Origin of the sequence: Sphingobacterium anhuiense (assembly GCF_042686355.1) — a bacterium.
Classification (GTDB): Bacteria; Bacteroidota; Bacteroidia; order Sphingobacteriales; family Sphingobacteriaceae; genus Sphingobacterium; species Sphingobacterium anhuiense.
On record NZ_JBHUPE010000014.1, the window covers coordinates 44,443 to 58,536 of the forward strand.

Sequence of the window (14,094 nt, forward strand, 5' to 3'; positions counted from 1 at the left end):
TTTGAGTTTAAGCGTATAAAAAAATATAATTTATTCGTTTCTTATTAAATATCCTTATTTTCGGAACGTATTATAATCTTTATACAGTATAATTATATGAACTATACTAAAATTAACAATGTTTTAGGGTGGGCCTGCGCAATTATTGCTACCGTCACTTATATGTTAACCGCAGAAAGGTCAACGAGTTGGTGGGACTGCGGTGAGTTTATCGCCTCAGCATATAAAATGCAGGTGGTTCACCAACCAGGTGCTCCGTTATTTTTGATGATTCAAAATATATTCTCGAACCTTGCTGGGGGAGATGTTACAAGAATTGCTTTTTGGATGAATGTGGGATCTGGAGTATGCAGTGGCATTACCATTTTGTTTTTATTCTGGACCATTACAGCATTAGCTCGAAAAGTGGTCACAAAATCTGTAGATGGAACATATTCAAGTGCAGATTTGATCAAGATCTTCGGATCAGGATTGGTAGGAGCTTTAGCATATGCATTCTCAGATACATTCTGGTTCTCGGCAGTAGAATCCGAAGTATATGCCATGTCTTCTTTATGTACAGCTGTCGTATTTTGGGGTATTCTAAAATGGGAAAACCATGCAGATGAACCTGGTGCTGACCGTTGGTTGATTTTTATCGCTTACGTAATGGGACTTTCCATAGGCGTTCACTTATTAAACTTACTTGTTATCCCTGCTATTGCAGTTGTTATTTACTTTAAGAGAGCAAAGACAATTACAAGCAAAGGAGCTATTCAATCATTCTTATTAGGAGTAGTGGTTTTAGCGGTGATCTTATGGGGTATCATTCAGTATTCGGTTAAATTCGCGGCTTATTTCGATTTATTCTTCGTCAATACATTAGGATTGGGATTTGGATTAGGATTCACATTTTTTGTTGTGTTATTGGTGGCATTATTAGCTTATGGTATTTGGTATTCGATCAAAAAAGTAAAACCGATCTTAAATATCGTAATGATCAGTGCTTCTTTTATTATTTTCGGATACAGTTCATTTGCCATGATTATGATCCGTGCAAAAGCAAATCCAACGTTAAATAATAGTGATCCAGAAAATGCCTTTACTTTCTTAAGTTACCTAGGACGTGAGCAATATGCAAGTGAGCCTTTATTTAAAGGTCCTAACTTTGATTCTAAAGTTACAGGAGTAGAACCTACCTATTCTTACAGAAAAGATAAAGATAAATATACAAAAATCCAGACAGGATCTACTTACCAATACGATAAAGAAGTTTTATTCCCTCGTGTGTATAGTAATAGAGATGGTCATCCGGGCTATTATCAGGACTATTTAAGATTGGGTGAAGGACAGTCTCCAACATTTGGTGATAACTTAAAATTCTTCTTTAATTACCAGATCGGTCATATGTACGGTCGTTATTTCCTTTGGAATTTTGCAGGTCGTCAAAATGACCAACAAGGACACGGTACTTTTACAGAAGGAAACTGGATCTCTGGTATTAAAACGATCGATCAAATGTTGGTCGGTGGACAAGATGCCCTTCCTGATTCTTTAAATACCGATCCATCAAATAATAAGTATTTCTTCTTACCGCTAATTATAGGATTGATAGGTGCTTTCTGGCACTTCGGTAAAAGACAGAAAGATGCTGGTGTTGTTGGATTGTTATTTTTCTTTACAGGCTTAGCTATTGTTCTTTATTTAAATCAAAGTCCTTTACAACCACGTGAACGTGATTATGCCTACGCTGGATCGTTCTATGCATTTGCCATATGGATTGGACTAGGAGTCTTTGCGATAGCAGATTTCTTAGGTAAGAAAATGAATCCTAAAACAGCGGCAGGACTTACGACAGTGGTTTGTTTACTTGCAGCACCCGTGTTATTAGCAAAAGAAAACTGGGATGATCACGATCGTTCACATAAATTAACGGCACGTGATCTAGCCAAAGATTACTTAGAATCTTGTGCTCCTAATGCTATTTTATTCACTTACGGGGATAACGACACTTATCCATTGTGGTATGCACAGGAAGTGGAAGGTATACGAACAGATGTACGTGTCGTAAACTTAAGTTTGTTAAGTGCCGACTGGTATATGGCTCAAATGCAGAAAAAGGCAAATGATGCTGATGCGTTACCGATCAATATTGATAAAGAGAAATTTAAAAAAGGAGTGCGTGATGTGATGTACTTTCAAGATGTTCAAATTCCAGGACATGCTGATTTAAATTTAGTTTTACAGTTTATGCTTTCGGATGATGCTAAAAATAAGGCACAGCTGAACTCTGGTGAGTTTGAGAACTTCTTACCAACTAAAAATCTTGCTTTAGCGGTAGATAGAAATGCGGTTATCCAAAATAAAACAGTACCAAAGGAATGGGAAAATACGATTCCAGATACTTTAGCATGGACTTATAATAAGAATTATGTGACCAGAGCCGAACTGTCGATCTTATCTATTTTAGCAGATAACAATTGGAAAAGACCTATTTACTTTGCAGCTACAGTTCCAAATGATAATTACTTAGGTCTAGACAAGTACCTAGTACAGGAAGGTTTTGCATATCGTTTGATGCCTATTCAGGTTGCAAAAGAAAATGCAGGAGCGCTTGTCAATACTGAAGCCGCTTATACAGATATTACCAAGAAATATGCTTGGGGAAATATGGCAACATCACCTTACTTGGATCCAGAATCGTACCGCATGATTGGTTTAATTGTCAACTCAATAACGGGAAGTACTGCGACACAGCTCTTGGAACAAGGAAAAGAGAAAGAAGCGAAAGAAATAGCTTTGTTAGTGTACGACAAAATGCCGAAACGTGTTTTCTTGATGCGCGATGTTTTAAACTATACACCGATCATTAATGTTTTATACAGTGTCGGTGAAACTCAAAAAGCAAACGACATTGTTAAGCGTAATTTGCAGTTCTTAACTCAAAATATGTCTTATTATAATGCTATTGCGCAGACAAAACCAGAATTGGAATATTCAAATATTGAAACTGCTTTAAGAACACTGGGTGTTTATAAGAGTATTTTATCTCAGACAAAAGAGACGAAATTACTACAAGAAATACAACAGCTTGAAGAAAATTATAAAAAGCAGTTTGGAATATAATGGATGAATAGAAAAAAAGAGGGGCTTGCAGTTTTGTAAGCCCCTCTTTTTTGTCTATTATTTTTGTTAGCAGACAGCTACTAGAACACGTGATCAACCATGGAGGTGTTTTTTTATAACATTAAAAATATTTGAATGAACAAGCATTAATACTGACATTTAAAAAACTCATTTTCTTAACTGCACCTTTATACTAACTTTATTTTAGTCTTGATATGGTTTATGGTCATAAAAAGGGGATGATGGGAGGGTAATTGTAAAGGCTTGTTTACAAAGCGCTAAAACGATAAAACGGTTTTGTGATTTTGAGTAATTTTACCTAATTTGTCCTTTCATCTATACAATTAATTATAACCAAACAGATTTGAAGTGCATGTTGTTTTATTTTTTTCAATCGTAAGATAAACGGCTTCTAAGAAAATTAAAAATTGATTATGTTAAATTATCAAATAAAGGAAAGTACAGAAGTCTATGATGCTATTGTCGTCGGTTCGGGAGCCGGTGGTGGTATGGCGGGTTATATACTTGCCAATGCAGGCCTTAAAGTGCTGATGTTGGAAGCCGGTCCTTTTTATGACCCGGCAAAAGATTCTCAACAGCTACGCTGGCCTTGGGAATCTCCCCGACGCGGTGCCTCGACGACCCGTCCTTTTGGCGACTTTGATGCCGCATACGGAGGATGGCAACTTGAAGGAGAGCCTTATAGTAAAGTAGGAGGTACTGAATTTGAATGGTTTCGTGCCCGTATGTTAGGCGGTCGTACCAACCACTGGGGCAGAATATCATTGCGCATGGGGCCCGATGATTTCAAACCTAAAGATGGTGTTACTGATGCATGGCCAATTACCTATGACGAAGTTAAACCTTTTTATGATCGTGTAGATCGTATGATCGGTGTATATGGTACAGTAGAAGGCATACATAACGAACCTGATGGTATCTTTATGAAACCACCAAAACCACGATTGAATGAACTATATATAGCTAAGGGCGCAAAGAAAGCAGGGGTACCTGTTATTCCGGGGCGTGGAGCAGTATTAACGGAAGTATCCAAAGAAATCAAAGGTAGAGGTACATGTTTTTATTGCGGGCAGTGTGGACGTGCCTGTAAAGTATATGGCGATTTTTCTTCATCTTCCTGTTTGGTGATACCAGCAATAAAGACCGGAAATCTAAAAGTAATCGATAATGCAATGGTTCGTGAAGTATTGACCAATGATGAAGGGATTGCTATCGGGGTTTCATATGTTGATACCAAAGATTTACAGGAATACGCAGTGAAAGGAAAGACTGTCATATTAGGAGCTAGTGCATGTGAGAGTGCACGTATTATGCTTAACTCGAAATCTAAAGCACATCCAGGAGGTGTAGGGAACAGCAGTGGTGTCGTGGGGAAATATCTTCATGATTCAACGGGAGCAAGTCTTTCCGGTTTTTTACCACAATTGTTAGACCGTAAACGCTATAATGAAGATGGGGTCGGAAGCGTACATATCTACTCACCATGGTGGGAAGATAATAAGAAGCTTAATTTTCCTCGTGGCTATCATATTGAGTATGGAGGAGGTTTACACATGCCTTCTTATGGTTTTTTAAACTGGGTGCCCAATGTAAATAACAATGCAAAAGGTCCTGATGGAAAGCAAAAGCCATTAGGTGGATATGGAGAATCTTTAAAACAGGATTATAACAGTTTTTACGGCGCTAATGTAGGTATGGCAGGAAGAGGAACGGCATTAGCCAGAATAGATAATTATTGTGAAATAGACCCCAATAAAGTCGATAAATTTGGAATACCTGTATTGCGCTTCCATTATAAATGGGCAAACGAGGAGATTGCACAGGCAAAGCATATGCAAGAAACATTTCAGTCAGTTATGCACGAAATGGGAGCTGTGATAACCTCAAAGATTCCAGGTGCAGATACATTGTATGGTTTAGAAGCACCAGGAAAAATTATCCACGAAGGTGGTACCACACGTATGGGAAATGATCCTAAAACTTCAGCTCTGAACAAATGGGGGCAAGCACATGATTGTAAAAATCTGTTTGTTGTAGATGCCGGGCCATTTGTACAACAGGGTGATAAAAATTTGACTTGGACTATACTGGCCCTGTCAATGCGTACAGCAGAATATATTTTACAGGAAAAGAAAAATTTAAATAGCTAGAACTCATGAATAGAAGAGAATCACTAAAAGCATTAGGGCTTATCGCTGCTGGGACTGGTCTATTGGCAGGCTCCTGTAAATCCGATAATAGTAAAACTGCTGTTGCAGATGCAGCAGACAGAATTCCCGGAATTCAGGATTTTGAATATGAACGTACTAAAGCATTACAAGAAGAAAAATTCTTTAATGAACATGAATTTGCAACAATAACTGTTTTAGCAGATATCATCATACCGAAAGATGCATCTTCAGGAAGTGCTACGGATGCTGGTGTACCAGATTTTATCGAGTTCATCGTGAAAGATTTACCAGATAATAAAATTCCAATGCGCGGGGGATTGAAATGGCTGGATGTACACAGTCAAAAGAGATATGGACAAGCTTTTGTAAACTGTAAACAACAGGAGCAATTGGCGATTGTAGATGATATCGCATATCCCGAATTAGCAAAACCTGAAATGCAACAAGGAGTTGCTTTTTTCTCGCTGATGCGTAACCTAACGTCTTCTGGATTTTATACCAGTGAAATCGGTGTAAAGGCTATCGGTTTTAAAGGAAACACACCAGGAGTGTGGACAGGTGTGCCCGACGATGTTTTGAAAGAACATGGTTTTGATCCATCTAAGTTTTTTGGATAGGATTTAAAATTCACTTCAATAAAGCGTTTAAATATACGCAAAACTGTTACGCCTTCATTTCTATTTTAGTTAGAAATGAAGGCATTTTTTATTTTTTGACAACCTGTTGTTTTTCAGGAATATTTGTAAGTTTGTTGTCAGGTAACCAACCTAAAATATATGAATCGACAACTCAAACTTTGGGATGCCATTATGATTGTAATGGGATCAATGATTGGAAGCGGTATTTTTATTGTTTCATCGGACATGATGCGGCAATTGGGTTCCGGATGGTGGGTGATTATTGTTTGGATTATTACTGCAATAATGACTGTATCTGCCGCAATCTGTTACGGTGAGTTATCAGCTTTATTCCCAAAAGCAGGAGGGCAGTATACCTACTTAACGGAAGTTTTTGGGAAAATGACCGGCTTCCTATATGGTTGGAGTCTCTTTACCGTCATTCAGACAGGAACTATTGCTGCGGTCGCTGTGGCATTCGGTAAATTTACAGCCTATCTCATTCCTGAACTTAATAATGCCCCTCCCTTATATGAAAATGGATCATTTAAGATCACCTGGATTCAGGTATTAGCCATGTTCATTATTTTAGTCCTCACCTTTATTAATACGAAGGGAGTGCGAAGTGGTAAAATGATTCAGTCTTTTTTTACATCATCAAAAATAATTGCATTAATTCTGTTGATCATAGGTGGTATATTTATGATTAAAGAGAATCATTTTTCAGAAAATCTAAGTTATGGATTAAGTTCCTATCAAAATTTAAAAGGCCTTGGTTGGACGGATATCAGTGGTGGTATCCTTTTAGGAGGTATAGCGGCAGCAATGGTTGGATCGGTTTTTAGCAGTGTAGCCTGGGAAAATGTAACATTTATAGCAGGAGAAATTGAAAATCCAAAACGCAACGTCGTACGTGCCATGGTGATTGGAACTTCTTTAGTTATGGTATTGTATCTACTATGTAACTATGTTTATCTTGCTGCTTTAAGCAGAGATGAAATTGCATTTGCAGTCAATGATCGGGTTGCAGTAGCAACAGCACATAAAATTTTAGGGGAAACAGGTACGATCATTATGGCCATTTTAGTCATGATATCCACATTTGGTTGTGTTAACGGTATTGTGTTATCAGGCGCAAGAGTATTTCAGCGTATGGCTAAAGATGGACTGTTCTTGAAACAAGCAATCCCCAATAATAAATATCAAGTTCCCGAGCGCTCTTTATGGTTGCAAGGTATATGGGCATCCTTGCTATGTTTAAGTGGTCAGTATGGCGATTTGCTCGATATGATATCCTTTGTTATTGTGCTTTTCTACATGATCACGGTGTTTGCCGTTATTTGGTTAAGATTTAAAGCTCCAACATTGGAGCGCCCTTATAAAACTGCGGGCTATCCCATTGTTCCGGTTATTTATCTTGTTATTGGCGCCACTTTCTGTATTTTGCTCATCTTGTATAAACCACAATATACCTGGCCAGGATTTATTCTTATTATTTTAGGACTTCCTGTATATTGGTTGATCAATAAAAAGAAAGCATCTCCGATTGAATAAAGATTAGGGGACGTTGGATATATTAAATTCATCTTTTATTCGGATTTTTTCAAAAAAAGTGGTACGTTTGCTTAAACATTCCCTTAATGAAACAGTCGATTTTATTAGATGGACCAAAATTTCAGATTACCATTCAAAGACTTTGTCGTCAATTGATTGAGAATCATGGAGATTTTTCAAATACAGTTATAATTGGTATACAGCCTCGCGGAACTTTCTTAGCCAAATGCATTGTCAAGGAATTAGAGAAGATGTTAGGTACTTCAATTTTAAGTGGTGATTTGGATATTACATTTTATCGTGATGATTTTCGTAGAAAAGGAAACGATGGTCCCATTTTAGCTAACAGCACAAACATTAATTTTATTGTAGAAGGTAAGAAAGTCATTTTAATGGATGACGTCCTTTGGACTGGTCGAACCATTCGTTCTGCAATGGATGCAATCCAAGCATTTGGTCGCGCTGAACGTATCGAACTATTGGTTCTGGTTGATCGCCGTTTTTCGAGACAGATTCCGATCCAGCCCGATTATATTGGAATCCAAGTGGATTCTATTGATTCTCAGAAAGTGATTGTGAATTGGAAAGAGTTGGATAATCAAGATAGTATCATCTTGGTAACAGAAAAGAAATAGAATAAAGAAAATCTGAATACATTAAAAATGTCATCAACAGCTGAACAATTAAGTACACGTCATTTGTTAGGAATAAAAGATTTAAATGAATCTGATATTCAATTAATTTTAAATACAGCGAGTAACTTTAAAGAAGTTTTAAACAGACCGATTAAAAAAGTTCCTTCACTTCGTGATATTACAATCGCAAATGTCTTCTTTGAAAATTCTACACGTACACGTTTATCATTTGAGCTAGCTGAAAAAAGACTCTCTGCAGATATCGTTAATTTTGCGGCCTCTTCTTCTTCTGTAAGTAAAGGTGAGACATTGATCGATACCGTCAATAATATCTTAGCGATGAAGGTTGATATGATTGTTATGCGTCATCCTTATGCTGGAGCAGGTGTGTTTTTAAGTAAGCATGTTAACGCACAAATTGTTAATGCCGGCGACGGAGCACATGAACACCCGACTCAAGCTTTGTTAGACTCTTTCTCCATTCGTGAGCGCTTTGGAGATGTCGCAGGACGTAAAGTTGCCATAATAGGTGATATTACCCATTCACGTGTAGCACTATCCAATATTCTATGTTTACAAAAACAGGGAGCTGAAGTGATGGTGTGCGGACCAACAACATTGATTCCTAAATACATTACTTCATTAGGAGTAAAAGTGGAGCATGACTTAATGAAAGCTTTGAACTGGTGTGACGTAGCCAATATGTTACGCATCCAGCTGGAAAGACAAGATATCGCTTACTTTCCATCCCTAAGAGAATATACCATGTTGTATGGATTGAATAAAACACTGTTGGATTCATTGGATAAAGAAATAACAATTATGCATCCAGGACCTATTAATAGAGGGGTAGAGATTACTTCGGACGTTGCAGATAGCGCGCATTCTATTATTTTAGATCAAGTAGAAAATGGCGTAGCAGTACGTATGGCTGTACTTTACCTATTGGCAGGACAGCGCGGATAGCATTAATTGTCAATATAGATCAATATGCCTGATTTTTTATTTTTAAATCAGGCATATTTTTTTTGTATTAAATACGTTATACTTTGAATAATGTTAACAATTGTGAATAACTTTTGAGGAAAACTCCTTATTTTAGGCTTAATTTAGTACTTTGAATATTACTATGAATTTTACTTCGCTTTTATGAGCTAAGTACTTGCAATACAAAATAAAAACATATAAAATATTTCACATATTATGTATAAAAAGATTTACCAGGTAGGGTTTGCGCTAAGTTTGATGGCGACACCAGCTTTAGCACAGCAAACAGAATGGCAACAAATCAACAAAGCATACAAGTCCGGGATGGAGTTGTTTGAAAGAGGCAAATTTACATCTGCTTCAGAACAATTTAATCGTGTAGAAGCGTTACGGACAAAATCCTCTTTGCAATTGGATGAAACAGAAGAACTAACGCTGTTGAAAGAAAATGTACGCTACTATCAAGCTGTATGTGCTTTAGAGTTGGGGGAAACAGATGCCGAAGCACAGTTTTTGAAATATATCCAAGACTATCCAAGTAGTGCTAACGCAAAAGCAGCATATTTTCAAATTGGAAAATCTTACTATGCTAAGAAAGATTATGTAAAAGCTATTGAGTGGTTTACCAAAATCGATAGTAAAAATCTGGCAGGTAATGAAAGTTTAGAATATCGTTTTAAATTGGGATATTCTTACTTTACAACAAAGAATTATACTGCTGCTAAACCACTTTTTGAAACATTAAAAGATCAAAAGTCTGAATACCAGGAAGCATCAATTTATTACTACGCTTATTTATGTTATTTAGATGCGGAGTATAAAACGGCATTAAATGAGTTTGAACGTTTGAATGGTTCAAAAACATTTGAAACAAGTTATCCTTATTACATTACAGCTTTGTATTTCTTGGACAAACGTTACGATGACGTTTTGGACTATGCATTGCCAATTATGCAACGCACGAAACAGGAGAATGAAACCGAATTGTTCCGTATTGTGGCGGCGACCTACTTTATCAAAGGAGATTTAAAATCATCTAAAAGTTACTACGATAAGTTCCAGGCACAAGATCAAGGAAAAACACAGAATAATCAAGATAGCTACCAAATCGGTTATATCGCTTACAAATTGAAAGATTATGATAAGGCAATAACAGAATTGGAAAAAATGACAGAACCTGATGCATATTATCAAAGTGCGATGATTACATTGGGAGATTCATTCTTGAAAAAAGGAAATAAGCAAGCAGCACGTAACGCGTTCTTCAAAGCCTCAAAATTAGATTTTGATAAAGATCTGCAAGAAGAAGGATTATTTAACTATGCTAAGCTTTCTTATGAATTGGAATTCCATCAAGTAGCATTAGCTTCCACTCAGGAATATCTGAAAACTTATCCAAAATCAAAACGTCAGGAAGAAGCGAAAACTTTATTAGCTGAAGTTTTATTGAGCACAAAGAACTACCGCGAAGCTGTTGATATCTTAGAAACCATTCAGAAAAGAGGTAGAGAAGCAAATGTCGCTTATCAAAAAGTAACTTATTATAGAGGTTTAGAGTATTATAACGAACGTGCATTTGAAAATGCAATTTCATTATTCATGCGTTCTGAAGCAAATCGTTATGATGAAGAAATCTATGCGTTAGCTACCTACTGGAAAGCAGAGGCGATGTATGAAGTTCGTAAATATGGAGAAGCCGTAACCAATTTTAATAAATTTTTACGTTTACCGGCAGCAGCAAAAACTGATGTTTACAATTATGCTAATTATGCTTTAGCATATGCTGCATTTAGAAATGGAAACTACAATACATCTGCAAATTATTTTGAACGCTTTTTAGCGACAGGTGGTTCAAAAGGAATCGAGTTGAATACCCGTAACGATGCTATTGCTCGTTTAGGGGACTCTTATTTCTCAGCAAAGAACTACGGTAAAGCAATGGAGCAGTATGATCGATTGATTAATGGAAAAGCAGCTAGTCAAGATTACGCATTATTCCAACGTGGTATCATTCAGGGACTACAGGGAAATAATGAAGGTAAAATTGCCACGCTGAAGTCTGTAATTGCTAAATATCCGACATCAAATTATGCCGATGACGTTTCTTTTGAGATACCTTACACGTATTTCTTAATGGGACAGTCCGAACAAGCTATTTCAGGATTACAAACGATGGTGGAGAAATATCCACGTAGTAGTTATGTGCCTCGTGCTTTGGTAACAATTGGTTTAGTACAATATAATCAAGATAATAACGAAGCTGCTTTAAAGACTTTCCAACGCGTAGTGGATCAATATGCAACAACGGATGAAGCTAAGCAAGCAATGCGATCTATTGAAAATATCTATTTAGACAATAGTGATGCTACTGGTTATATCAAATATGCTACTGGTACCAATATTGGAAATTTAACAACATCTGAGCAGGATAGCCGTACATTTTCTACAGCAACAACATTATTCTCAAGATCAAACTTCCAAGGTGCAGTTGAAGCCGTGAATGCTTATTTTGATAAATTCCCTAAGCCTATTCAAGAGAAATATGCGCGTTTTATCCGTGCTGAAAGTAATGCGGCTTTAGGTCATACCGATGAGGCCTTACATGACTATAACATTATCTTGAATGACTGGACAAGCGCTTATACAGAACGTACTTTGGTGAGTGTATCCCGCTTATATTTGAAACAGAAGAAATATAATGAAGCAACACAACTGTTGAAAAAATTAGAATTGACTTCTGAGTATAAATCTAATTACAGCTATGCGATCAACAATTTAATGGTCAGCTATTTCGAGATCGGTGATTATAAAGAAGCATTGAATTATTCCAATGCAGTAAGAAATTACGAAAAATCATCTGAGGAAGAGATCGCAAATGCATCACTTTATGCAGGTAAAGCATATTTGAAACAAAGTAAGCGTGCAGAAGCGCTGAAGGAATTTAATTTAGCAGCATTAAAGAGCCGTACAGTTATTGGTGCTGAAGCACGTTATAATGTTGCCTTGATGCAGTATGAAAATAAAGAATACGAAGCCGCTATTAAGTCTGCTTTTGATGTTTCAGATTCGTTTTCATCTTATGATTACTGGGTTGCAAAAAGTTTTATCCTAATGGCAGATGCTTACGTAGGAAAAGGAGATAACTTCCAGGCGAAATCTACTTTAGAAAGTGTGATTGAGAATTATGACGGTAAGGATGATATTTTGCCAACAGCAAAAGCTCGTCTAGAAAAATTGAACAAAAAGAAATAGGAAATAATGAAGAAGTTGCACAATACAACAGTGAAGAAATATACATTAGCAACCTTGTTATTGGGAGCTGGAATGCACTCCTTTGCACAAGAAACACCAAAAAAAGTTGATCCTGCTACACCAGTGACAATTGATTCTTTTGATGTCGTACGTGATTATAAACCTATTCTTGCAGATGCGGTAAAAATCCGTCGTAGTCCTGATATGACCAATAAAAGGGAGTATCAGCCTAAGTTGAGCTATAATAATATTTCAGATAAGAAACTCGATATCAATACTGGATTGCGTGAGTTAAATGTGAAAGAATTGCCTTTCTCACAACTTGCTGATCAAACAAGTAACTATGTTAAATTTGGTGTAGGAAACTACAATACCATCTTAGGAGAAGCATATTTGGCCGTCGATAAATTTGAAAATACACGATTCGGATTATTTGCCAAGCACTTAAACCAAAAAGGCAGTATTGAAGGTCAGAAGTTTGCTACACAGGATGTCGGTATTTTTGGCCGTCGTGTTTACGAACCTTTTACAGTAAATGGAACTTTAGGATATAATCGTTATTCGACAAACTTCTACGGACAGGTGTTTGATAACAGTTCTAATTTAATCAATACAACGCCAGAGGCACAGGCTTTTAATGATATCTATTTCAACGGTGAACTGACAAGTAATGCAGATGTGGATAAGGCCGGGGCGGTAAGCTATTCTGCGAAAGCAGATGCTTATCTTTTTAAAGATAAATATGATGCTAAAGAAAATTCATTCGCCATATCCGGTTATGTGAATAAAAAAGTCAACACATTTAATGTGGGGGCTAATCTAAGTGCTAGCTTTAACTCAGTTGAAGATGTTAAGGTGGCAACAAAAAATCATGTAGCATCGATCAATCCATACATTAAATTTAAAGGTGATAATTATAATGTTACTTTGGGTGCCAATCTCGTTTCTGAGTTTGGAGATACCAGCCGTTTTAATGTTTTTCCAACAGTGGAAGCTGATTTTGCAGTTGTACCGCAGTATGTATACTTATTTGCAGGTGCAAATGGAGGTGTTAAACAAGGATCATTACGTGGTTTTGCAAAAGAAAATCCTTACTTAAATAGCAATATTGATGTACGCAATACTCTTGAAAAACTAAATGTATATGCAGGATTAAAGGGGAATGCAGGAGCAAATTTTGGCTATAAAGTAAAAGCATTTTACAAGCAGATCGAAGGACTTCCTTTGTATGTGAATAGTAGAGAAGAATTAGGAGGCGGTTTTGTTCCCTACAAATTTGATGTCATTTATGATGGATATTCAAGTAAAGCAACTCATTTTGGTATAGAGGGTGAGATGAATGTCCGTGTTTCACAATTAGTTAATTTAAGCGGTAAACTTAATATCGATGATTACAAAGTGAAAGATAATGAAGAGGCATGGTCATTGCCGAAATTCCGTTTCTTAGCCAATGCAAGATTCAATATTTCGGATAAATTCTTTGTAGATGCTGAATTATCTACACAAGGGCAGACTTCCGCTTTAGCTTATACATATACAAGTGCAACAGTAAGATCTGAAAATCCAAGTAAAGTAACCATCCCTTCTTTTGCAGATTTTAATGCAGGAGCAGAGTACCGTATTAAAAAACAATTGGGTGTTTTTGTAAAGGCTAATAATATCTTTGGAAAAGAGTACGAGCGCTATCAATACTACCCACGTTTAGGTTTTAATATAATTGGTGGTATAAACTTTTCTTTTTAATACAAGAAG

The 14,094-nt window shown here is 36.6% G+C and carries 8 protein-coding genes; all 8 read left to right on the top strand.

Translation table 11 applies throughout. The features are described 5' to 3' along the window. The first annotated feature begins 96 nt into the window (after positions 1 to 96). The 8 genes from ACFS6I_RS22515 to ACFS6I_RS22550 all read left to right on the top strand — a co-directional run bounded on the left by ACFS6I_RS22515 (position 97) and on the right by ACFS6I_RS22550 (position 14,085). On the top strand, positions 97 to 3,105 hold the full coding sequence (locus tag ACFS6I_RS22515; protein WP_380923949.1) for a glycosyltransferase family 117 protein: 3,009 nt from the start codon (positions 97 to 99) through the stop codon (positions 3,103 to 3,105). Positions 3,106 to 3,539: 434 nt separating this feature from the next. After that, positions 3,540 to 5,276: a GMC oxidoreductase gene (locus ACFS6I_RS22520; protein WP_380923951.1), complete on the top strand. Its 1,737-nt coding sequence runs from the start codon at positions 3,540 to 3,542 to the stop codon at positions 5,274 to 5,276. Between the two features lie 5 nt (positions 5,277 to 5,281). Then, on the top strand, positions 5,282 to 5,914 hold the full coding sequence (locus ACFS6I_RS22525) for a gluconate 2-dehydrogenase subunit 3 family protein (RefSeq protein ID WP_380923953.1): 633 nt from the start codon (positions 5,282 to 5,284) through the stop codon (positions 5,912 to 5,914). 159 nt (positions 5,915 to 6,073) lie between these two features. After that, the gene (locus ACFS6I_RS22530) at positions 6,074 to 7,468 is read left to right on the top strand and encodes an APC family permease (RefSeq protein ID WP_380923955.1); all 1,395 of its coding nucleotides are present in this window, start codon (positions 6,074 to 6,076) and stop codon (positions 7,466 to 7,468) included. An 86-nt stretch (positions 7,469 to 7,554) separates the two neighbouring features. Next, positions 7,555 to 8,103, top strand: a complete 549-nt coding sequence (pyrR, locus tag ACFS6I_RS22535) for a bifunctional pyr operon transcriptional regulator/uracil phosphoribosyltransferase PyrR (protein WP_132769026.1) — start codon at positions 7,555 to 7,557, stop codon at positions 8,101 to 8,103. A 27-nt stretch (positions 8,104 to 8,130) separates the two neighbouring features. Then, positions 8,131 to 9,069 (top strand): aspartate carbamoyltransferase catalytic subunit, encoded by a 939-nt coding sequence (locus ACFS6I_RS22540; RefSeq protein WP_021188731.1) that lies wholly within the window; start codon positions 8,131 to 8,133, stop codon positions 9,067 to 9,069. 237 nt (positions 9,070 to 9,306) lie between these two features. Then, positions 9,307 to 12,342 carry a tetratricopeptide repeat protein gene (locus ACFS6I_RS22545; RefSeq protein WP_380923957.1) on the top strand — a complete coding sequence of 1,012 codons (3,036 nt, stop codon included), beginning with the start codon at positions 9,307 to 9,309 and terminating at the stop codon, positions 12,340 to 12,342. Positions 12,343 to 12,348: 6 nt separating this feature from the next. Then, positions 12,349 to 14,085, top strand: coding sequence for a porin family protein (locus ACFS6I_RS22550; RefSeq protein WP_132769022.1), 1,737 nt, complete (start codon positions 12,349 to 12,351; stop codon positions 14,083 to 14,085). Positions 14,086 to 14,094 lie beyond the last annotated feature (9 nt).